Source organism: Pseudomonas sp. PS01270, from assembly GCF_029959775.1.
Classification (GTDB): domain Bacteria; phylum Pseudomonadota; class Gammaproteobacteria; order Pseudomonadales; family Pseudomonadaceae; genus Aquipseudomonas; species Aquipseudomonas atacamensis.
Genome location: NZ_JASCPT010000003.1, coordinates 116,104 through 137,753, shown reverse-complemented (window position 1 = coordinate 137,753; position 21,650 = coordinate 116,104). Strand labels below are relative to the sequence as shown.

At 60.7% G+C, this 21,650-nt stretch carries 18 protein-coding genes; all 18 read left to right on the top strand.

All coding sequences use genetic code 11. The features are described 5' to 3' along the window. Positions 1 to 5: 5 nt before the first annotated feature. Positions 6 to 413 carry a type VI secretion system baseplate subunit TssE gene (gene tssE / locus QMX86_RS02240; RefSeq protein ID WP_007920274.1) on the top strand — a complete coding sequence of 136 codons (408 nt, stop codon included), beginning with the start codon at positions 6 to 8 and terminating at the stop codon, positions 411 to 413. Between the two features lie 11 nt (positions 414 to 424). Then, complete coding sequence (locus tag QMX86_RS02235; protein WP_071172086.1) at positions 425 to 949, top strand: PAAR domain-containing protein; 525 nt, start codon at positions 425 to 427, stop codon at positions 947 to 949. 67 nt (positions 950 to 1,016) lie between these two features. Next, the gene (locus tag QMX86_RS02230; protein ID WP_282383062.1) at positions 1,017 to 1,949 is read left to right on the top strand and encodes a DUF6402 family protein; all 933 of its coding nucleotides are present in this window, start codon (positions 1,017 to 1,019) and stop codon (positions 1,947 to 1,949) included. Continuing rightward, on the top strand, positions 1,950 to 2,375 hold the full coding sequence (locus QMX86_RS02225; RefSeq protein ID WP_282383059.1) for a hypothetical protein: 426 nt from the start codon (positions 1,950 to 1,952) through the stop codon (positions 2,373 to 2,375). Then, positions 2,375 to 2,812 carry a hypothetical protein gene (locus QMX86_RS02220; protein ID WP_071172089.1) on the top strand — a complete coding sequence of 146 codons (438 nt, stop codon included), beginning with the start codon at positions 2,375 to 2,377 and terminating at the stop codon, positions 2,810 to 2,812. The genes QMX86_RS02225 and QMX86_RS02220 overlap by 1 nt, the downstream gene beginning before the upstream one ends. Positions 2,813 to 2,958: 146 nt before the next feature. Beyond that, positions 2,959 to 4,746 (top strand): type VI secretion system baseplate subunit TssF, encoded by a 1,788-nt coding sequence (gene tssF, locus QMX86_RS02215; protein WP_282383056.1) that lies wholly within the window; start codon positions 2,959 to 2,961, stop codon positions 4,744 to 4,746. Further along, on the top strand, positions 4,710 to 5,717 hold the full coding sequence (gene tssG, locus QMX86_RS02210) for a type VI secretion system baseplate subunit TssG (protein WP_056790879.1): 1,008 nt from the start codon (positions 4,710 to 4,712) through the stop codon (positions 5,715 to 5,717). Before tssF ends, tssG begins: the two co-directional genes overlap by 37 nt. A gap of 11 nt (positions 5,718 to 5,728) precedes the next feature. Further along, positions 5,729 to 8,386 (top strand): type VI secretion system ATPase TssH, encoded by a 2,658-nt coding sequence (gene tssH, locus QMX86_RS02205; RefSeq protein ID WP_130928407.1) that lies wholly within the window; start codon positions 5,729 to 5,731, stop codon positions 8,384 to 8,386. A gap of 10 nt (positions 8,387 to 8,396) precedes the next feature. After that, complete coding sequence (locus QMX86_RS02200; protein WP_282383050.1) at positions 8,397 to 9,917, top strand: sigma 54-interacting transcriptional regulator; 1,521 nt, start codon at positions 8,397 to 8,399, stop codon at positions 9,915 to 9,917. Between the two features lie 297 nt (positions 9,918 to 10,214). After that, the gene (locus QMX86_RS02195; protein WP_003229566.1) at positions 10,215 to 10,355 is read left to right on the top strand and encodes a hypothetical protein; all 141 of its coding nucleotides are present in this window, start codon (positions 10,215 to 10,217) and stop codon (positions 10,353 to 10,355) included. A gap of 18 nt (positions 10,356 to 10,373) precedes the next feature. Continuing rightward, complete coding sequence (gene tagH, locus QMX86_RS02190) at positions 10,374 to 11,570, top strand: type VI secretion system-associated FHA domain protein TagH (protein WP_282383047.1); 1,197 nt, start codon at positions 10,374 to 10,376, stop codon at positions 11,568 to 11,570. A gap of 5 nt (positions 11,571 to 11,575) precedes the next feature. Then, entirely contained in the window at positions 11,576 to 12,076 is a 501-nt protein-coding gene (gene tssJ / locus QMX86_RS02185; RefSeq protein ID WP_016772509.1) for a type VI secretion system lipoprotein TssJ, read from the top strand. A gap of 2 nt (positions 12,077 to 12,078) precedes the next feature. Then, on the top strand, positions 12,079 to 13,410 hold the full coding sequence (tssK, locus tag QMX86_RS02180; RefSeq protein ID WP_016772510.1) for a type VI secretion system baseplate subunit TssK: 1,332 nt from the start codon (positions 12,079 to 12,081) through the stop codon (positions 13,408 to 13,410). 5 nt (positions 13,411 to 13,415) lie between these two features. Continuing rightward, complete coding sequence (gene icmH, locus QMX86_RS02175) at positions 13,416 to 14,291, top strand: type IVB secretion system protein IcmH/DotU (RefSeq protein WP_016772511.1); 876 nt, start codon at positions 13,416 to 13,418, stop codon at positions 14,289 to 14,291. 14 nt (positions 14,292 to 14,305) lie between these two features. Beyond that, positions 14,306 to 17,845, top strand: coding sequence for a type VI secretion system membrane subunit TssM (gene tssM / locus QMX86_RS02170; RefSeq protein ID WP_282383042.1), 3,540 nt, complete (start codon positions 14,306 to 14,308; stop codon positions 17,843 to 17,845). Next, complete coding sequence (locus QMX86_RS02165) at positions 17,845 to 18,573, top strand: PP2C family serine/threonine-protein phosphatase (RefSeq protein ID WP_282383039.1); 729 nt, start codon at positions 17,845 to 17,847, stop codon at positions 18,571 to 18,573. Before tssM ends, QMX86_RS02165 begins: the two co-directional genes overlap by 1 nt. Beyond that, the gene (locus tag QMX86_RS02160; protein WP_282383036.1) at positions 18,570 to 19,571 is read left to right on the top strand and encodes a serine/threonine-protein kinase; all 1,002 of its coding nucleotides are present in this window, start codon (positions 18,570 to 18,572) and stop codon (positions 19,569 to 19,571) included. The genes QMX86_RS02165 and QMX86_RS02160 overlap by 4 nt, the downstream gene beginning before the upstream one ends. 28 nt (positions 19,572 to 19,599) lie before the next feature. Beyond that, positions 19,600 to 21,648 carry a type VI secretion system tip protein VgrG gene (locus QMX86_RS02155; protein WP_282383033.1) on the top strand — a complete coding sequence of 683 codons (2,049 nt, stop codon included), beginning with the start codon at positions 19,600 to 19,602 and terminating at the stop codon, positions 21,646 to 21,648. The last annotated feature ends 2 nt before the right edge of the window (positions 21,649 to 21,650 follow it).

Sequence of the window (21,650 nt, the reverse complement as noted above, 5' to 3'; positions counted from 1 at the left end):
GACTCATGGACGGATACGGCAGCCTGTTCGAACGCCTCAACGGCGACGCACAACTACGCAAGGGCAACAGCCTTGAAGCTTGCGCCATGGCGTCAGTGGCTGCCCATCTGGCCAAAATGCTCAGCACCCGGGCCGGCAGCGTGCAAACGCTGGCCGACTACGGGTTGCCCGATCTCAATGACATGCGCCTGAGCCTGCACGACTCGCTGAGTCAGGCCCGCCTGGCTATCGAAAACTTCATCGAAGCCTACGAGCCGCGCCTGAGCAACGTGCGTGTCATTTCCCTGCCGCGTGACCACGATCAACTGCGCCTGGCCTTCAGTATCGAAGGCCTGCTGGAAGTCGAGGGTTTCAAGCGTCAGGTCAGTTTCTCCGCGCGCCTGGATGGCAGCGGTCAAGTCAAGGTCACCTAAGGAGATCCCCGATGTCTGGCAAACCCGCAGCACGCGTATCCGACCCCACCGCTTGCCCGCTCCCCGGCCACGGCACCAACCCGATCGCCGCCGGTTCCGGCGACGTGTTCTTCGACGGCCTCGCGGCCGCCCGCCAAGGCGATGCCTCGGCGTGTGGTGGTGCGTTGGTCGGCGATCTTGCGACTACCGTTTTGATCAACGGCAAACCGGCCGCCACGGTTGATTCGGTGGGGACCCATGGCAACAAGGTTACGGCTGGGTCCGGGACGGTGATTATTGGCAATTCGCATTCGCCAGCGCCGTTTGTTCCGCCGTTGCCGGTGGAGCTCAGTTGGCCGTTCAATGAGCACTTCGTCATCAATTGTCAGGACACCGGAAAACCGTTGTCCGGAATCGAGTACACATTGAAAACGGCATCCGGAAAAACCGTGAACGGTGTTACGGGCGCCGATGGCAAGACAAAGATGATTCATTCGGAGATCGCCGAGCCTGTTGAGCTGATCATTGAACAGCAAACTAAGGTGGCGATCGCTTGAGAATGTACAGAATGGCTCTCCGCTGTCTGTGGCAGGGTGGACGAGTAACAATGACCGGGATGTTGAAATGGCAAATACAACAGTAACTGCGACGCTGTCGCCGGCGAGTAACAAGACTGGGCAGACGGCAACTGCACGTCGATTTTCAGTCTCAGACATCCCTGGGGCAATGGACAAAATAAACTGGCCTGTTGCTGCTGGATTGATGCGCTATTGGTTTAAAGGCAATCCATGGGCCACCGAAGATGGCGGGATGGATGAACTCACCAAGGATCATAAAAAAGAGCCACTCGATCCCTATATAGAAAGCTCGATCGTAAAAATGGCTTGGGTGCTAAAGTTTGAACGCGCCAACAAGGTATTTAAAGAACTAAAGCTGAAATGGAATAGTCCGAACGCGCTGATTCGAATGCGTAATGATTTTCCGGCGAAGTTCGCAGGTAAAGTCGACGGTGCCTATCAGCAAAAATTTGGAAGTGCACGGGACGCTGAGAAATTTGGGTATACCAATACAGTTTCGATTCAGACCTCAAATGCTAATGTTTTTCTGTTGGATGAACTTAGGGGTGCCCTTGCAAATTTCAATATGAGGGTCATTGCCGAAGGTGAAATTATTATTGCCTCAGGAAAAATCAGCTTTCTGGTTAATCGTCTGGGGTATTACGTTGATGATAGTTACGATTTCAGCGACGTGGGCAACCGTTTCAGTCAGCCTCTGGGTTATTGGAATTATGACGGTGTAGCTGATCCAGTAACAAGCAATGGGTCGAATTTCCTTGCGGCAATGGGTAAAGCAGAAATGGCCAGAACCGCTGCAATGCGTGGGGAGGACGTACAAGCTCTATTTAGGGATATAGACGGTAAACGCTACCACTTGATCCAAAACAGTGATTTTGCCGAGTACCGGGCGACGTATGGAAAAGGCGGAGATTTTACCGTGTATTCTGACATTTTGTATGAGGACGTAACTCCGCCTGTCTTAATCAAGGTAGTTGAGTAGATGCCTCTCAGAATCGCAGGTCTGGTTTTGTCAGCGACCCTGATGTTCGGGGTACTATCGTTTTATTCATTTATCGATAATCTTTCTGTGCGGCGTCCAGCTGTTATCGAGTTAAGTGATTCAAGGCAGTATATTGTTGAGCGTGTAGATTTTCCGTCTTTATTTTTCGGCGAAGATTTTTCTTATCTGCGAGTTACAGATCAAGATGCGCCTAAGTATATTTACCGTAGTCCTCTGTATCCAACCCGACTCTTGCTCCTGCAAGTAAATGAAGGCGAGGGAAGGGTAAGTGTTCCTAATATAGATTTTCTCACGGCTGAGAAGATATTTGTTTTTCATGATCGCCGTTGGATGGATCATGCGATGAATTATTTTGTGAGCAATACACCGTACGTTGTCGAGTCATTGGGTGAGGGTGAAAGATAATGGCTGGCCTGAAGTATTTAATATTTCATAAGTACAGGAAGGCGGCTTTCTGGGTGGCTGTATTATTTGTGTTTTTTTCTGTTTCATTGTTTTTTGTTGTGTCTGCCATGCGAAATTACCCGGCTAGCTCAACGGTAATTAGCCCTTCCGGCCGATATGTTATGGAAAACGTGCGGGTTGGAAAGATTCTTACCCTCGGTGGAATGGCCTATTTGAGAGTTATTGACAGGCAAAATCCGCAAGAAGTTTATCGTACACCGCTGTATGACACTCAGTCGTTGGACATGAGGGCATCAGAGAATGCATCAACTGTCGGTATTGTATGGATATATTTTAATAAGGATAAGAAAACTTTCGAGATAGCATTGCCTCAATGGGAAACCCATTGGTTGAATATTTTTATCAGTAATACGCCGTATGTATATCTTGAGAACTGAGATCCGTATGGGCCATTACGCAAATCTAGCCTGCACGCCTGATCTTAAGTTCAGGTCGGATACCGCGCATCATGCACAGGACAATCGGGACTGCGAATCCGGGCGGGATATTTTTTTGATGAGTTCCACTACCAGGCAGGTACCCCGTGTCCTTTAACCACTACTACCAAAGCGAACTCACCGCACTGCGTCAGCTCGGTCGCCGTTTCGCCGAGCGTAGTCCGGCGCTGGCGCCGTATCTGGGGCAGGCCGGGCGGGATCCGGATGTGGAGCGGTTGCTCGAAGGCTTTGCATTCCTCACCGGGCGCCTGCGCCAGAAGCTCGATGACGAACTGCCGGAGCTCAGCCATTCGCTGATGCAGCTGCTGTGGCCGAACTACATGCGCCCGCTGCCGGCGTTCAGCATTCTGCAGTTTGATCCGCTCAAGCGTTCCGGGCCGGCGCTGTTGGTTGAGCGCGATACGCCGATCGAGAGCAAGCCGATCGAAGACGTGCGCTGCCGTTTCCGCACCTGTTACCCGACCGAAGTCTTGCCGCTGGATCTGGCTGCGCTGAATTACTCGGTGAAGGGCGATGGCTCGCTGCTCAGCCTGCGTCTGGAAATGAGCGCTGACGGCCACCTCGGCGAACTGGAGCTGAGCAAGTTGCGCCTGCACTTTGCCGGTGAGCGCTACATCAGCCAGATGCTCTACCTGAGCCTGCTGCGCAACCTCGACGGCATCGAACTGATCCCGCTCGACGGCGCCGGCAAGCCGATTGATGGCGTCAGCGGCAAGCCGATGGCGTTCAAGATTCCCGGCGACCGGGTGAAACCGGTGGGCTTTGCCGAAGAAGAAGCGTTGATTCCGTATCCGCTGAACACCTTCCGTGGCTATCGCTACCTGCAGGAATATTTCGCCTTCCAGGACAAGTTCCTGTTCGTCGACGTCAACGGTCTGGACATTCTCAAGGCGCTGCCGGAAGACACCCTCAAGCAGATGCGCGGCCTCGAACTGCGCTTCGACGTCCGCAAGAGCGGCATCATGCGCATGCGCCCGACGCTCGATAACGTGAAGCTGTTCTGCACGCCGATCGTCAATCTGTTCGAGCACGACGCGCTGCCGATTCGTCTCGATGGCAAGCAGGACGAGTACCTCCTGCTGCCGGCGGAATACGACCTGGAAAACTGCGGTGTGTTCTCGGTGGAAACCGTGACCGGCTGGAAACCCGGCGGCCTCGGTTATCAGGAGTACGTGCCGTTCGAGTCCTTCGAGCACGACCCGAGTTTCGATGTGCCCAACAGCCGTCCGCATTACAGCATCCGCCAGCGTTCGTCCTTGCTGCATGACGGCCTCGACACTTACCTGAGCTTCGGCATCCGCCACACCGAAGCCCACGAAACCCTGTCGATCGAGCTGATGTGCACCAACCAGAACCTGCCGAAAAAGCTCAAGCTCGGCGACATCTGCATGGCCAGCGAGCAGACTCCGGAATTCCTCAGTTTCCGCAACATCACCCCGGCCACTCCGAGTTTCGCGCCGCCGCTGAACCGTGACTTCCTGTGGAAGCTGATCAGCAACATGTCGCTTAACTATCTGTCGCTGGCCGACGTCAATGCGTTGAAGGTGATTCTGGAAACCTACGACCTGCCGCGCTACTACGACCAGCACGCGGAGAAGGTCAGCAAGCGCCTGCTCGGCGGCCTCAAGCACATCAAGCATCATCACGTCGACCGCCTGCATCGCGGTCTGCCGGTGCGCGGTCTGCGCACCGAACTGACCATCGACCCGGAAGGCTATATCGGCGAAGGCGACCTGTTCGTCTTCGCTTCGGTTCTCAACGAGTTTTTCGCGCTTTACGCCAGTCTCAATTCATTCCATGAGCTGCGGGTAAAAAGCACACAGGGAGAGGTGTACCAATGGACACCACGTATGGGCCTGCAGCCCCTGCTTTAAGCGGGCTGACCAAGGTAATACGCGAGTACTCGCTGTTTCAGGCCGTGCTGCTGGTGATCGACCGGCTGCGCGAGGCACACCCGCATCTGAGCGAAGACGATCTGTACGACCAGGTCGAGTTCCAGGCCAACCCGAGCCTGGGCTTTCCGCGCAGCGACGTCGATCGCGTCGAGTTTTTCGAAGAGCACGGCAAGATGCGCGCGCGCATGCGCTTCAACCTGATCGGCCTGGTCGGCTCCGGTTCGCCGCTGCCGGCGTTCTATGGCGAACAAGCCTTGGGCGACAGCGAGGACGGCAACCCGACGCGCAATTTCCTCGACCTGTTCCACCATCGCCTGCAACGACTGATGCTGCCGATCTGGCGCAAGTATCGCTACCGCGCGAGCTTCCAGAGCGGCGCGATCGATCCGTTCTCGGCGCAACTTTTTGCGCTGATCGGCCTGGGCGGCGACGAGATCCGCAAGGCCAAGGAACTCAACTGGAAACGCCTGTTGCCGTACCTCGGCCTGCTCAGTCTGCGGGCGCACTCGGCGGCGCTGATCGAAGCCGTGCTGCGTTACTACTTCAAGCACGAAGACCTGGTCATCGAGCAGTGCATCGAGCGCCGCGTGGAAATCCTCGACGAGCAGCGCAATCGTTTGGGCCGCGCCAACAGCGTACTCGGCGAAGACCTGGTGCTGGGCGAGCACGTGCGCGATCGCAGCGGCAAATTCCGCATTCACATCACCGAACTCGACTGGCAGCGATTCCATGAATTCCTGCCGATCGGTTTCGGCTACCAGCCGCTCTGCGCGCTGGTGCGGTTCACCTTGCGTGACCCGCTCGATTACGACATTCGCCTGGTCCTGCGCCAGGAAGAAATCCGCGAACTGCGCATCGGTGAGCAGAACGCCTGTCGCCTCGGTTGGACCAGTTGGCTGGGCCGCGAAAAAGCGGACGGCGTGGTGACCCTGGGCAGCAAAATTCATTAAGGACGTGAGCCATGATCAACGTAGACCTGCAACAACTCATCCAGGCGCTGGACGCCGAAACCCGTCGTGATCTGGAACGTTCGGCCGAGCGTTGCGTCGCCCGTGGCGGCAGCAAGATTCTCGTCGAAGACTTGCTGCTGGGCTTGCTTGAGCGCCCGAACGGCTTGCTGTCGCGCGCGCTGCAAGATGCTGACGTCGACGCCGGTGAACTGACCGCTGCATTGCAATCGCGGGTCGAACACAGCGCTTCGCGCAACCCGGTATTCGCTCCGGAACTGGTGCAATGGCTGCAAGACGCGCTGCTGGTGGCCAACCTCGAACTGGGCCAGACCCAGGTCGAAGACGCCGCGCTGATCCTGGCGTTGCTGCGCAACCCGATGCGTTATGCCGGCAGCCGCTATCAACCGCTGCTCGCCAAGTTGAACATCGATCGTTTGAAGGAATTTGCCCTGTCGCAACAGGAGCAGCCGGCGGCCAATGGCAAACCGGCGGCGCAAGGCGAGTCGCTGTTGCAGCGCTTCACCCACAACCTGACCCAACAGGCCCGCGACGGCAAACTCGACCCGGTGTTGTGCCGTGACGGCGCGATCCGCCAGATGGTCGACATCCTCGCTCGTCGGCGCAAGAACAACCCGATCGTCGTCGGTGAGGCCGGTGTCGGCAAGACCGCGATCGTCGAAGGTCTGGCCTCGCGCATCGCTGCCGGTGAAGTGCCACAAGTGCTCAAAGGCGTTGAATTGCTGTCGCTGGACATGGGCCTGTTGCAGGCCGGCGCCAGCGTCAAAGGTGAATTCGAGCGTCGTTTGAAAGGCGTGATCGACGAAGTCAAAGCCTCGCCGAAACCGATCATCCTGTTCATCGACGAAGCCCACACGTTGATTGGCGCCGGCGGCAATGCCGGGGGTTCCGATGCGGCCAACCTGTTGAAGCCGGCCTTGGCCCGTGGCGAACTGCGCACCATCGCCGCGACCACCTGGGCCGAGTACAAGAAATACTTCGAGAAAGACCCGGCGCTGGCCCGTCGCTTCCAGCCCGTACAACTGCACGAACCGACTGTCAGCGAAGCGGTGACCATTCTGCGTGGTCTGGCTCAGGTCTACGAGAAGAGCCACGGCATCTATCTGCGCGATGACGCGGTGGTGTCCGCTGCTGAATTGTCCGCGCGTTACCTGGCCGGTCGGCAACTGCCGGACAAGGCCGTCGACGTCCTCGACACCGCGTGCGCCCGCGTGCGCATCAGCCTCGCTGCGGCCCCGGAAAGTCTGGAGCGCCTGCGTGGCGAACTGGCTGAAGGCGGCCGTCAGCGTCAGGCCCTGCGCCGCGATGCCGAGGCCGGTCTGCTGATCGACCACGAAGCGCTGGAAGCACTGGAAGCGCGGCTGGACGAAGCCGAAAGCGAAATGCTCGCGCTGGAATCCCTGTGGACTGAGCAGAAAGAGCTCGCCGAGCGTCTGCTGGAACTGCGTCAGCAACTGGCCAAGGCCCGTGAAGCCGCAGCCGTCGAGCCGACCCTCAGCGTTGAAGAAGACGCCGAAGGCACCGTGATTGAAACTGTGGTCGCCGAAGTCGAAGAAGGCCAAAGCGTCGAAGCGCTGGAAGCCCAATTGCATGAAACCCACGCCGCGTTGACCGCTGCGCAAGTCAAAGAACGCCTGGTCAGCTTCGAAGTGTGCCCGCGTCTGGTCGCCGAAGTGATCAGCGCCTGGACCGGTGTGCCGTTGGCGCAATTGGCCCGCGAGCACAACGCCAAGGTCGCCAGTTTCGCCACCGATCTGCGCACACGCATCCGTGGTCAGGAGCAAGCCGTGCACGCGCTGGATCGTTCGATGCGCGCGACCGCTGCCGGTCTGAACAAGCCTGATGCACCGGTCGGTGTGTTCCTGCTGGTCGGCCCGAGCGGCGTCGGCAAGACCGAAACCGCGCTGGCCCTGGCTGACCTGCTGTACGGCGGCGACCGCTTCATCACCACCATCAACATGTCCGAGTTCCAGGAAAAGCACACCGTCTCGCGTCTGATTGGTGCGCCACCGGGCTACGTCGGTTACGGCGAGGGCGGCATGCTCACCGAAGCCGTGCGTCAGAAGCCGTATTCGGTGGTGTTGCTCGATGAAGTCGAGAAGGCTGACCCGGATGTACTCAACCTGTTCTACCAAATCTTCGACAAAGGCGTGGCCAACGACGGCGAAGGTCGCGAGATCGACTTCCGCAACACGTTGATCCTGATGACCTCGAACCTTGGCAGCGACAAGATCAGCGAACTCTGCGAAGACGGCGCGCGGCCGACCGCCGAAGTGCTCGAAGAAACCATTCGCCCGGTACTCAGCAAACACTTCAAACCGGCGCTGCTGGCGCGGATGAAAGTGGTGCCGTACTACCCGGTGGGCGGGCCGGTGCTGCGCGAGCTGATCGAGATCAAACTCGGCCGTCTCGGCGAGCGCCTGAACCGTCGTCAGCTGGAGTTCAGCTGGTGCCAGAACCTCGTCGATCACCTGTCCGAGCGTTGCACGCAAAGCGAAAGCGGCGCGCGCCTGATCGATCATCTGCTCGATCAACACGTGCTGCCGCTGGTGGCCGATCGTCTGCTTGATGCGATGGCGACCGGCGAAAGCCTCAAGCGTGTGCATGCCACGCTCGACGGCAACTCCAGCGTGACCTGCGAGTTCGCCTGAGGTGGGCGTGATGTTCACTCAAGTGCCGCAGCCACTGGTCTATGCCGAAGCGTTGCTGGCGCAGTTCGCCAGTCTGTCGCGGGCGGCGGACAGTGCTGCGCTGCTGAGTGAATTCGTCCGTGGCCTGGCCGAGCTGAGTGGCTGTGAACTGACGCAGCTGTATCTGCTCGACGCCACCCACACCTGCCTGGGGATGAACGCCGAGTGCCTCGACGGCGCGCTGCAACCGCGTCAGGCGGCGAGCCTGCCGGCGGATTACAACGGTGAGCAACTGCTGCAATTCGCCCTGTGCCAGAACCGCGTGGTGTGCCTCGACGACCTGACCGGCAGCCTGCACGAAACCAGTTTTCTGCCGGCGGCGAGCACGCCGTGGCAGTCGCTGTTGTGCGTGCCGCTGGTCAATCAGCACAAGTCGGTCGAGGGTTTGCTGCTGTGTGCCAGCCGTCGGCGTACTGACCTGCAGGGTTTCGCCGATTCCCTCGGCCAGCTCGGCTCGTTCGTGCTCGGCCAACTGCATCTGCTGCAACGCCTGCGTCAGCCAGCCGCCGAATCGGCCACCACCACACGCAGCGTGCCGAGCATCAGCGGCTACGGCCTGATCGGCAAAAGCGCGGCGATGCGCCAGACCTATTCGCTGATCAGCAAGATTCTTCACAGCCCGTACACCGTGCTGTTGCGTGGCGAGACCGGCACCGGCAAGGAGGTGGTGGCGCGGGCGATCCACGATTGTGGCCCGCGTCGCTCCCAGGCGTTCATCGTGCAGAACTGCGCGGCGTTCCCGGAAAACCTGCTGGAAAGCGAACTGTTCGGCTACCGCAAAGGCGCCTTCACCGGCGCCGATCGAGATCGCGCAGGGCTGTTCGACGCGGCCAATGGCGGCACGTTGCTGCTCGATGAAATCGGCGACATGCCGTTGTCGCTGCAAGCGAAGATTCTGCGCGTGTTGCAGGAAGGCGAGATCCGTCCGCTGGGTTCCAACGACACGCACAAGATCGACGTGCGCATCATCGCCGCGACGCACCGTGATCTGGCGGCGCTGGTCAGCGAAGGCAAGTTCCGCGAGGACTTGTACTACCGCCTCGCACAATTCCCGATCGAGCTGCCGGCCCTGCGTCAGCGCGAAGGCGACATCCTCGATCTGGCCCGGCATTTCGCCGAGAAGACCTGCACGTTTTTGCAGCGTGATCCGGTGCGCTGGTCGGACTCGGCGCTGGAGCATCTGTGCGGCTACACCTTCCCCGGCAACGTTCGCGAACTCAAGGCGCTGGTCGAGCGCGCGGTGTTGCTCTGCGAGGGTGGCGAGTTGCTCGCCGAGCATTTTTCCCTGCGCCTGGAAGCGATGCCCGAGGACAACAGCGGCCTGAATCTGCGCGAACGCCTGGAACAGGTCGAGCGCACTTTGCTGCTCGATTGCCTGCGCAAGAACGACGGCAACCAGACCCTCGCCGCCCGCGAACTGGGCCTGCCACGGCGCACGCTGCTGTACCGCCTCGGGCGCCTGAATATCAATTTGGGTGACTTTGATGGTTGACCTACAGCACTTCTTCGAACCCAACACATACCCTGTGGCGAGGGGATTTATCCCCGTCCGGCTGCGCAGCGGTCGCAGTCCGGTACATACGGTTTCACTGAGAAATCGCGCTGGCAGGTTATGGGGGCGCTGCGCACCCCAACGGGGACAAGTCCCCTCGCCACGGGAGGTCGCCGTACCTCCTAGCTATGGCTCAAGGCCCCGATCTAGAGGCTTCGCGCCCACCTCAAAAACTTATTTCAGCGCCGCCCGCGAGGGTCGGCGCTTTGTGCTTTGTCTACACCTGGAGACCCTCTGATGTCTGTTCGTCACTGGCACGCTGTCCTGCTGACCCTCGTCGTTCTATGCGGCCTTGGCGGCTGTAGCGGCAATTACAAATTCAACGACAACGACTATCGCCCGTTGGGTGATCCGCAAGCGGTCAATCGCGGCAAGTGACCGCAAGGAGCATCAAACATGGAATTGGTTTTCGAAATGCTGAACACCAAGCAGTTCGTGCCCACCGAGCTGTGCCAGCGGACCTTCAAGCAGGCCGGCGGCGTGATCGGGCGCGGCGAGGACTGCGACTGGATCATCCCTGACCGCAAGCGGCACCTGTCCAATCACCACGCGATTGTCAGCTACCGCGAGGGCTCGTTCTTCCTTACCGATACCAGCAGCAACGGTGTCCAGGACGGCAGCAGCGGCGCGCGCCTGCACAAGGGCGAGCCGGTGCGTATCGAGCACGGCAGCACCTACATTCTCGGCGACTTCGAGATCCGTGCGCGGCTGGTTCGCGACCCGGCCACGTTCGACGGCGAAGTCGGCCGCCCGCGTGCCGCTGGCAGCATCATTCCGGACGACGCGTTCCTCGACCTCGACCCGCTCAACGCCCTCGAACAGCAAGAGCGCGTGTACTCGGAAATCGACGAACTGCTGTCGCCTACCGCCAAGCCGGAAGACTCCCGTCAACGTGCCGACTACGCGCGCATCGACATGGAAAGCCTGATGGTCCCGGAGCTGATTGCCGCCCCGGTCGAACCTGAGCCGGCGCCTGCGCCGAAAGCCGTCGAGCGTCAGAGCGAAGGTTTCTGGGAGCACTTCGGCGCGGCGCTGGGCGTCGACGTCAAAGGCCTCAGCCACGACGAACGCGAAGCGCTGGCGCTCAACGCTGCGCGCCTGCTGCGCCAGAGCATCGGAGGTTTGCAGCAAAGCCTGCGCACCCGCTCCGAGCTGAAAAACGAATTGCGTTTGGCCCAGACCACCGTGCAAGGCACCAACAAGAACCCGCTGAAATTCGCCGTCGATCCGAGCGAAGCACTGCAAATTCTGTTGCAGCCAAGCAAGCCCGGCCACCTGCCGGCCGAGCAGGCGATCTCCCGTGCATTCCGTGATTTGCAGGCGCACCAGGTGGCTTTGCTGACCGCCAGTCGCGCCGCCGTACGTGGCACGCTGGAGCACTTCTCGCCAGAGCAGCTGACCCTGCGTTTCGAGCGCGACAGCAAGCCATTGATTGCAACATCGGGCGGGCGCTGGAGAGCATTCGGCCGCTACCACCAGGCACTGCGGCAGGACGATGACTGGAGCGAGCGTCTGCTGGCCCGCGACTTTGCCCAGGCTTACGAAGAACAGATCCGCCTGCTCTCCACCCTCCACACCGACCACCAAGGATGATGCGCATGTCTCGCCGCTCGACCGCTTTTTTCAAGACGCTGACTGCGCTCACCGTGCTGGTGCTGCTTGCCGGTTGCTCGTCGCTGTCGCCGTACTCGAAAGTGACCAAGATCAATCTGAAACTGACCGGCAGCGATCAGCTCAACCCGGACCTCAATGGTCGGCCGTCGCCGATCGTCGTGCGTCTGTTCGAACTCAAGCACCCGGTGACCTTCGAGAACGCTGATTTCTTCAGCCTCTACGAGCGCGCCAAGGAATCCCTCAACCCGGACCTGGTGGCCAGCGAAGAACTCGAACTGCGCCCGGGTGAAACCGTGGAACTGAAACTCAGCGTGGAGGAGGGCAGCCGTTACGTGGGCATCCTTGCTGCCTATCGCGACCTGCCGGATACCCAGTGGCGCCATACCGTGCAGATCACTCCGCTGGAACTCACCGAGGCTGATCTGACCCTCGATCAGGCCGGTATCCGCAATACCCAACAAGTGCTCGCCAAGGCGGATGACTGATCATGAACACCCATAAAGTCATTTGGCAGGAAGGCATGCTGCTGCGACCGCAGCACTTCCAGCACAACGATCGTTACTACGATCACCAGATGAAAACCCGCACGCAATTGCTCGGTGGCTACACCTGGGGTTTTCTCAATCTGGAAATCGACTTGCAGTTCCTCAACATGGGCAAACTGGTGATCAGTGAAGCCTCGGGGATTCTGCCGGACGGCAGCCTGTTCGAACTCGGTGGCAACACCGAGCCGCTGGCGCTGGACGTGCCGCCGAACACCGGCAACACGCCGATCTATCTGGCGCTGCCGCTGGTCACCGGCAACCACATCGAGGCCCGGCGCCCGGAGCAATCCGACGTGCTCGCGCGCTACACCGCGTATGACGCCGAAGTCGCCGACTCCAACGCCGGCGACGATTCTGCCAGCCAGGTCAGCTGCGGTCGTCCGGACTTCAAACTGTTGCTCGGCGAGCAGCAGAGCGATCAGGCCTACGTGAAGCTGAAAATCTGCGACGTGCTCGACACCACGCCCGACGGCGTGATCAGCCTCGACCCGGATTTCGTCCCGACCTACATTCAGGCCCACGCCTCCAGCTACCTGCTGTCGTGCCTGAAAGAAGTGATCAGCATGCTCAGCCACCGTGGCGACACGATTGCCGAGCGGATTCGCTCCAATGGCAAAGTCGGCGGCGCTGAAGTCGGCGACTTCATGATGCTGCAACTGATCAACCGTACCGAACTGCTGCTGCGCCATTACCTGGGTCTTGAGCAGGTTCACCCGGAAGAGTTGTATCGCACGCTGCTGACCATGCTCGGCGATCTGGCGACCTTCTCCGGCGAGAGCAAACGCCCGCGTCTGGACAGCCGCTATTCCCACGCAGATCAGGGCGCAAGCTTCCGCAAACTGATGGAAGCGATCCGTCAGGTGCTGTCGATGGTGCTCGAACAGCACGCCATCGAACTGATCCTGCAGGCGCGTCAGTACGGCATCATCGTCTCGCCGTTGCACGATCACAAACTGCTCGGCTCGGCCTCGTTCGTGCTGGCAGCCAGTGCCAACTGCGACTCCGAAGAACTGCGTCAGCGTTTGCCGCAGCACCTCAAGGTCGGCCCGGTGGAGCGCATCCGCCAACTGGTCAACCTGCACTTGCCGGGGATCAAGGTCAAACCGTTGCCGGTGGCCCCACGGCAGATCGCGTTCCACTCGAACAAAACCTATTTCATCCTCGAACTCAGTTCCGAAGACCTGGCACAACTCGAGCGCTCCGGCGGTTTCGCGTTCCACGTGTCCGGCGAATTCGCCGAGCTTGAACTGAAATTCTGGGCCATCAGGAACTGACCGACATGATCAAGGAAACGGATTACAACCAGGACGACAAAACCGTCCTGCTCGACCGTCAGGGCCACGGACCGGCATCGAGTCCGCTGACCGACTTCGCCGCGCCGCCGCGTTTCGAGCAACTGGAAGAACGCATGATCTACGCCGCGCGCCTGCGTCCGGCCGAGGCGTTCAACATCAGCCTCAACTCGCTGGTCGCCGCTTCGTCCGATCTGCTCTCGGAAGTGGTGCGTCTCAAGCACAGCGAGACCCGCGAAGATCTGTACGCGCTCAATGAGCGGCTGACCGCCGGGCTGAAGTTGTTCGAAGTGCGCGCCCTGCACAACGGTGCGGAAAGCAGCCAGGTAATGGCCGCGCGTTACGTGCTCTGCACCGTGGTCGACGAAGCCGTCGTGACCACGCCGTGGGGCAACGAAAGCGAGTGGTCGCAGATGAGCCTGCTGAGCAGCTTCCACAACGAAACCTTCGGCGGCGAGAAGTTTTTCCAGCTGCTTGATCGGCTGTCGAAAAACCCGGTCAAGCACCTGCCGATGCTCGAACTGATGTACCTGTGCCTGTCCCTCGGTTTCGAGGGCAAGTACCGCGTGCAGGCGCGCGGCATGCTTGAGCTTGAAGGCATCCGCGACGCCTTGTACCGGCAGATCCGTCAGTTGCGTGGCGACGTGCCGCGCGAGTTGTCGCCGCACTGGGAAGGCCTCAACGATCAGCGCCGCAACCTGGTGCGCATCGTGCCGGCGTGGATGGTGGTGCTCTTTACTCTGGTCTGCCTGGTGGTGATGTATTCGGGCTTCGCCTGGGTCCTGAGCGAACAACGCGACACCGTTCTGCATCCTTATCAGCCGCTTGATCCAGCCGCGGTGCAACCGCAGGCGCAGCCGTAAAACAGGGACGTGTGATGAAAAAGTTTTTCAAGAAAGTCGGCGCCTTCCTGCGCCAGACCTGGGTCTGGACTCTGCTGCTGGTGCTGTTCGTGGCGCTGCTGGTGTGGTTCGTCGGCCCGTTGTTGGCGGTCGATGATTACAAGTTCTGGGAAAGCGCGACCTCGCGCCTGCTGACCATCAGCGTGCTGTTCCTGATCTGGGGCCTGACCATGGTCTTCGTCAGCTGGCGCAGCGGTATCCGCAAGAAAGCCGAGGAAGAAAGCGAGGACGGCCAGGACCGCATTCGCCGCGAAGAGCTGATCGACGAAGAACAGAAAGAGTTGAAGGCGCGTTTCAAGGACGCGCTGAAAACCCTGAAGACCTCGAGCCTGTATCGCGGTCGCAGCGAGCGCTGGCGCAGTGACTTGCCGTGGTACCTGCTGATCGGTCCGCAGGCCTCGGGTAAGACCAGCCTGCTGGACTTTTCCGGTCTGGAATTCCCGATCAACAAGATCGACCGCAAGCTGACCCGCGACACCCTTGGCACCCGTCATTGCGACTGGTATTTCGCCGATCACGGTGTACTGATCGACACCGCCGGGCGCTACACCACTCAACCGGACGCGGAAGTCGACGGCAACGCCTGGACCACCCTGCTGGAGCTGCTGCGCAAGCGTCGTCGCGGCCGTCCGTTGAACGGCGTGCTGGTGACCATTCCGGTGGAAACCCTCACCGGCGGGAGCGAGCAGGACATCGAGACCCTCGCGCGCCAGGTGCGCAGCCGTTTGCAGGACGTGCATCAGAAACTCCACGTCGATGTGCCGGTGTATCTGGTCCTGAGCAAGGCTGACAAGCTGCTCGGCTTCGACGAGTTCTTCGATCAACTGACCCGCGAAGAAAGCGATCAGGTGCTCGGCACCAGTTTCCGCAAGGATCAGGTCGGCACCGACGTCACGGTTCTGCGCAACGAGTTCGAAGAGCTGCTGCGCCGCCTCAACAGCCAAGTGATCATGCGCATGCACTCCGAGCGCGACACTCAGCGCCGTGGCCGCATCCTCGACTTCCCGCATCAGTTGGGGCAGATCGGCGAGCGTCTGTGCCTGTTTGTTGACATGGCGTTCACCGGCAACCGCTATCAGCGTGCCACGCAACTGCGCGGTTTCTACCTGACCAGCGCGCCGCACCTGACCCAGGAAATGGATTCGACCACCGCCGGCATCGGCGCCAGCCTGGGCATGAACGCCGGCGTGCTGCCGACTCTGCGCAGCGGCCGTTCGCGGTTCATTCATCACTTGCTCAGCCAGGTGATTTTCCCCGAGGCCGATCTGGCCGGTCTGGACAAGCGCGAGCGCAGCCGCATTCATTGGGGCCAGCGTGCGCTGTACGTCGGGGCGCTGGCGGCACTGGCACTGTTCGGCATGCTCTGGGCCGGTGGTTTCTCGGCCAACTACGAGCGTCTGGAAAACCTGCGCACACTGGCGCAGAACTGGACTCAGCAACGCTCGGCCGTGACGCCGCGCGATGACGCCATGGGTGTGCTGAAAGTCCTCGACACCAGCTACGCCGCGACTCAGGTGTTCCCGAGCAAGGGCGACGTCTCGTACCACGAGCGTGGCGGCCTGTATCAGGGCGAAGAGATCAACCCGGTGGTGAAAACCGCCTACGAGCGTGAGCTGGAAGCGCAGTTGCTGCCACGGGTCGCAACCATGCTCGAAGGGCAGATCCGCGCCAACATGAAGGACCGCGATCGCCTGCTCAACAGCCTGCGCGCGTACCTGATGCTGAACATGAAGGATCGTCGCGACGCGGCGTGGCTCAAGGACTGGGTCGCCACTGACTGGTCGCAGCGCTACACCGGCAACACCGCGGTGCAGAACGGTCTGAACACGCACCTCGAGCGCTTGCTCAAGCAGCCGTTCATCTACCCGCTGAACGATCAACTGGTCACGCAAGCGCGTCAGGTCCTGCGCAGCGAATCGTTGGCCAACGTGGTTTACCGCATGCTCCGCGAGCAGGCGCGCAACCTGCCGGACTATCGCTTCAGCCAACACCTCGGCCCACAAGGCTCGCTGTTCATCGGCACCGAATACGTGATCCCGGGTTTCTACACCCAGCAGGGTTATCAGCAGTATTTCTCGGTGCAGGGCGCCGCGCTGGTCACCGATATCCTGCGCGACAACTGGGTGCTGGGCGAAGGCGCGGGCATCAGCGACATGGACTTGCGTCGCCTGATGGTCGAGCTGGAGCAGCTGTACTTCCGCGACTACGCCAACTACTGGAGCGAAGCCGTTGGCCAGGTCGCACTGCCACCAATCAGCGACGCTGGCGAAGGCGCCGAGCAACTGGCGGGCCTGACGTCGGCCAACTCGCCGGTCCTCGCATTGCTCACCGAAGTACGTGAAAACACCCGCTTCGAAGCCGCTGCTGATCCGGTCGATGAAGCCGGCGAAGCTGCCGATGCGCTGGCCGGACAGAAAGGCAAACTGGGAAAGGTCGGCAAACTCGCCGCCGCTGCCGCCGACAAGGCTTCGGCGCTGAATGTGGCGAAGAACCTGCCGGACACCGCGAAGAAATCCCTGCAACGCCGCTTCGAACCGCTGCATCGTCTGCTCGATGACAACAACGGCCCGGGCGCCGACCTGACGCCAGCGTTCAGCGCGCTCAATGACCTGCAACTGCAACTGGCCGGTCTGGCCCGTTCCAGCACGCCGGAGCAAGCCGCGTTCGAGATGGCCAAGACGCGCATGAGCGGCCAGCGTGATGCGCTGACCAACCTGCGCAATGCCTCCGGTCGTCTGCCACGTCCACTGAGCGTGTGGTTCAACGTGCTGGCCGAAGACTCGTGGCGTCTGGTGCTTAACGATGCCTATCAATACCTGAACGGCCGTTATCAGAACGAGCTGTACAGCGTGTATGGCAAAACCATCAGCAAGCGCTATCCGTTCAGCGCCAGCAGCACCAGCGACGTGGCGATCAGCGACTTCCGTGAGTTCTTCCGTGCTCAGGGTACTGTCGATCGCTTCTTCGACAGCTACATGCGTCCATTCGTCAGCGGCGATCCGGGCAACTACCGCATGCGCAGCGTCGACGGTCACAGCCTGCCGGTATCGAAGGTCTACCTCGATCAGATGGCGGCGGCGCAGACCATTCGCCAGAGCTTCTTCTCGATCAACCCGGCCGAGCCGACCGTGCAGTTCAAGCTCGAGCCGTACACCCTCGATCCGGCGGTCAGCCGTTCCGAATTCAAGTTCGGCGACAAGACCATGGAATACCGCCACGGCCCGATCCTGCCAATGACCTTCAAGTGGCCGACCGATGCTGAAGACGGTCGCACCAGTCTGGTCATGGACAAGATGGCCGGGCGTCCGATCGGTATCGAGAAAAACTCCGGCCCATGGTCGCTGTTCCGTCTGTTCGACCTGATGCAGACCGAGTACCTGAACGGTCGTGACGTGCTGGTACTGAAAGCGGACGTGGGCGGCCTGCGCGCCAACTATCTGCTGACCAGCCAGCGCACGCCGAACCCGTTCGACATGGGCGTACTGCGCACCTTCCGTATGCCGGTGCAGCTCTGATGCTGGTGGCCAGTCCCTGGCGCAGCGCGGCGCGTACCGACCCGGGCAAGGTGCGGGCGCGCAACGAAGATGCCTTCCTCGACTCGCCGCAGCATGGGCTGTGGGTGGTCGCGGACGGCATGGGCGGTCATCAGGGTGGTGACATCGCCAGCCAGTTGATCGTCGCCAGCCTGGCTGAGTTGCCGCAACACGAGGACTTCGACGAACGCCTCAAAGCCATCCGCCAGTGCCTGCACTGGCTGAACCGGCGCTTGGGGCAGGAGTTGACCGTCACCGCCGGACGCCACGACAGCATCATGGGCAGCACCGTCGTCGCGCTGCTGGTGGAAGGCAATCGCGCGGCCTGCATTTGGGCCGGCGACAGCCGTTGCTACATGTGGCGCGGGCAGCGGTTGTATCAGCTGTCCAAGGACCATTCGCTGCAACAGCAGCTGATCGACGAGCAGCAAATGAGCATCGAACAGGCAGCAGCGCATCCGGCGGCTCAGGCACTCACCCGAGCCGTCGGCGCCGCCGACACACTGACCCTGGATGTGCTTGAACTCGAGGTCTATCCGGGCGATGTGTTTTTGCTCTGCAGCGATGGTTTGTATCAGGGCCTGAGCAGCGATGCCCTCGGCAACGCCCTCAGCCTCAGCGCGCCGCACGTGGCGCTGGAACGTTTGTTCGACGGCGCTCTGCGTGGCGCCGCGCGGGACAACCTGACTGCCGTGGTGATCCGCCAATGAGTGAACTCGAATCGCCCATCGATGACCTGCTGATCAGCGAAGAACAGGCCAGCAACCTGACCTACTTCGCCTTCGCCAAGGGCAACAAGGCCGAACCGTTGCTGGCGCCGACCAAGGCCAGCATCGGTGCGCTGCCGGATGTACTCGCCGGTCGCTACCACCTCGAGCGTCTGCTCGGGGCCGGTGGCATGGGCGTCGTTTACCGGGCGCGGGATCTGCTGCATGAGCAGTTCGGCGATCCCGACCCTTACATTGCGCTGAAAATCCTCAGCGAAGAATTTGCCGAATCGCCGGACGCCAGTGCCTTGCTCTACAGCGAGTTCGCCCTGACCCGACGCCTGCGCCACGACAACGTCGTGCGTGCACACACCTTTGAAGTCGACACCGACTGCCAGCGGGCCTTCATCACCATGGAATACATGCGTGGCCTGACCCTGGACAAATTGCTCTGCGAGCGGCCCCTCGGCCTGCCGTGGCATGAACTGCGCGACATCGTCCTGCCGCTGCTCGACACGCTGGCCTACGCCCACCGTCGTGGCGTGCTGCACGGTGATCTGAAACCGAGCAACGTCATGCTCAGCGAAGACGGCCTGCGCCTGTTCGACTTTGGTCTGGGGCAGGCAGAAGAGGGCACCTTGCCCGGCCTGCCGCACCTGAGCCGCGAGCGCTTCAACGCCTGGACCCCGGGCTACGCCGCCCCCGAACTGCTTGAGGGCCAACCGTTGTCGGCCAGCGCGGACGTGTACGGCGTGGCCTGCGTGATCTATGAACTGGCGGGCGGCAAACACCCGTTCCGCCGCTTGCCCTCGACCCAGGCCCGCGATGAGCATCTGGAGCGCGAGCTGCGCGCCCCAGCGAATCTACCCCAGCACGGCTGGCAAGCGCTGCGAACCGCGCTGAGCTTCAACCCGGCAGAACGCACCATCACTGCCCAACAATTGCGTGACGCCTTGGGCGCCACTTCGTCCTGGCTGCAACGTCTGCGACTTCGGGCGTAACGGATGACATTCGAACAGGGAGCACACGATGTTCAACTCAGCTAACGAAACCCACTTCAGCCTCAAGGTCGAAGACTACGTCGGCGACCTGCAAGTGCTGTCGTTCACCGGCACCGAAGGTATCAGCCAGGCGTATCGCTTCGACCTTGAACTGGTCAGCGAAAACCCTGATCTGGATCTGGAGCAACTGCTGCACAAGCAGGCGTTTCTCGCGTTCGATCCGCAGGGCTCGGGCATTCACGGGCAGATCTACCGCGTCGCCCAGGGCGATGCCGGCAAGCGCCTGACCCGCTATAAAGTTTCGATCGTGCCGCAACTGCAATACCTGCATCACCGCACCAACCAGCGCATCTACCAGCAGATGTCGGCGCCGAAAATCATCGCGCTGATCCTCGAAGAGCACGGTATCAAGAGCAACGCCTACAGCTTTCAGCTCAGCCAGCCGTGCCCGGATCGCGACTACTGCGTGCAGTACGACGAAACCGACCTGCATTTCGTCCAGCGACTGTGCGAAGAAGAGGGCATTCACTACCACTTCCAGCACAGCGAAAAGGCCCACCTGCTGGTGTTCGGTGACGACCAGACCGTGTTCCCCGACCTCGGCCAGCCGACTGCGTACGTACAGGGCAGCGGCATGGTTGCCGACGAGCCGGTGATCAAAGCCTTCAAGCTGCGCCTGGAAACCCGCACCACCCGCACCACGCGCCGTGATTACGATTTCGAAAAACCGCGCCTGCAAATGGAAGCTGCGTTTAAACCAGAGAGCAGACCAGACAGCGACAGCACCGAACCGGATCTGGAAGACTACGACTACCCGGGCCGCTTCATCGACCGTGCGCGCGGCAAGTTCCTCAGCCAGCGCGCCCTCGAACGCCACCGCGCCGACTACCGTCAGGCCGAAGGTCGCGGCGACCAGACCAAACTGGTCAGCGGCCACTTCATGGCCCTGTCCGACCACCCGCGCAGCGAGTGGAACGACCTCTGGCTGCTCACCGAAATCTTCCACGAGGGCAAACAACCGCAAGTCCTCGAAGAAGGCGTGACCAGCGACACCACCGACAACAAAGACGACTTCCACCAGGGCTACCGCAACACCTTCCTCGCCACCCCGTGGGACGTGTTCTACCGCCCGGCCCTCGAACACCCGAAACCCCGCGTGCTCGGCAGCCAGACCGCCATGGTCACCGGCCCCAAAGGCGAAGAAATCCACTGCGATCAATACGGCCGCATCAAAGTGCAATTCCACTGGGACCGCGAAGGCCTCGCCGACGACAAAACCAGCTGCTGGCTACGCGTCTCCAGCTCCTGGGCCGGCGACCGCTACGGCGCCATCAGCATTCCACGCATCGGCATGGAAGTCCTCGTCACCTTCCTCGAAGGCGACCCCGACCAACCGCTGGTGACCGGCTGCCTGTACCACAAGGAAAACCCGGTGCCGTACGCCTTGCCGGCGAACAAGACTCGCAGCGTGTTCAAAACGCTTAGCTCGCCGGGTGGCGATGGGTACAACGAACTGCGCATCGAAGACAAGAAAGGTGCGGAGCAGATCTACATTCATGCGCAGCGTGACTGGGATGAAAACGTTGAGCACGATCAGAAGATTCGGGTCGGTAATGAACGTCACGACACGGTGGTGAAGAACACCTACACCGAGCTGAAGGCTGAAGAACACCGCACCACTATCAGCGACCGCAAGATTGAAGCGAAGCTGGATGATCACCTCACGGTTGGGCAGAACCAGCATGTGAAGCTGGGGACTGCGCAACTGACCAGCGTGGGGAAAGAGATTCACCTCAAGGCTGGGGACAAGATCGTTATTGAGGCGGGGACAGAGCTGACCATTCTTGGGGGTGGGAGCTTTATCAAGCTCGATGGCGGTGGGGTTACGGTGGTTGGGCCGGTGGTGAAGATCAATGCCGGTGGCTCGCCTGGGTCGGGGACTGGCATCGGGATTAAACCGCCGGTGCTGCCGGGGGCGGCGGATAAGGATAAGGCGGGGAGTTTGATGGATCAGGCGTTGGGGAATGCGGTGCCTGAGAAGGTTAAGCCGAAGGCTTTTTTTGTGTTTTCCGAGTGATC

Coding starts and splice junctions, on each gene's coding strand:
- QMX86_RS02225 (WP_282383059.1), top strand. CDS start 1,950: ATGCCTCTCAGAATCGCAGGTCTGGTTTTGTCAGCGACCCTGATGTTC.
- tssE (WP_007920274.1), top strand. CDS start 6: ATGGACGGATACGGCAGCCTGTTCGAACGCCTCAACGGCGACGCACAA.
- QMX86_RS02230 (WP_282383062.1), top strand. CDS start 1,017: ATGGCAAATACAACAGTAACTGCGACGCTGTCGCCGGCGAGTAACAAG.
- tssG (WP_056790879.1), top strand. CDS start 4,710: ATGGACACCACGTATGGGCCTGCAGCCCCTGCTTTAAGCGGGCTGACC.
- QMX86_RS02160 (WP_282383036.1), top strand. CDS start 18,570: ATGAGTGAACTCGAATCGCCCATCGATGACCTGCTGATCAGCGAAGAA.
- QMX86_RS02235 (WP_071172086.1), top strand. CDS start 425: ATGTCTGGCAAACCCGCAGCACGCGTATCCGACCCCACCGCTTGCCCG.
- QMX86_RS02155 (WP_282383033.1), top strand. CDS start 19,600: ATGTTCAACTCAGCTAACGAAACCCACTTCAGCCTCAAGGTCGAAGAC.
- QMX86_RS02165 (WP_282383039.1), top strand. CDS start 17,845: ATGCTGGTGGCCAGTCCCTGGCGCAGCGCGGCGCGTACCGACCCGGGC.
- tssJ (WP_016772509.1), top strand. CDS start 11,576: ATGTCTCGCCGCTCGACCGCTTTTTTCAAGACGCTGACTGCGCTCACC.
- icmH (WP_016772511.1), top strand. CDS start 13,416: ATGATCAAGGAAACGGATTACAACCAGGACGACAAAACCGTCCTGCTC.
- QMX86_RS02195 (WP_003229566.1), top strand. CDS start 10,215: ATGTCTGTTCGTCACTGGCACGCTGTCCTGCTGACCCTCGTCGTTCTA.
- QMX86_RS02200 (WP_282383050.1), top strand. CDS start 8,397: ATGTTCACTCAAGTGCCGCAGCCACTGGTCTATGCCGAAGCGTTGCTG.
- tagH (WP_282383047.1), top strand. CDS start 10,374: ATGGAATTGGTTTTCGAAATGCTGAACACCAAGCAGTTCGTGCCCACC.
- tssM (WP_282383042.1), top strand. CDS start 14,306: ATGAAAAAGTTTTTCAAGAAAGTCGGCGCCTTCCTGCGCCAGACCTGG.
- QMX86_RS02220 (WP_071172089.1), top strand. CDS start 2,375: ATGGCTGGCCTGAAGTATTTAATATTTCATAAGTACAGGAAGGCGGCT.
- tssK (WP_016772510.1), top strand. CDS start 12,079: ATGAACACCCATAAAGTCATTTGGCAGGAAGGCATGCTGCTGCGACCG.
- tssH (WP_130928407.1), top strand. CDS start 5,729: ATGATCAACGTAGACCTGCAACAACTCATCCAGGCGCTGGACGCCGAA.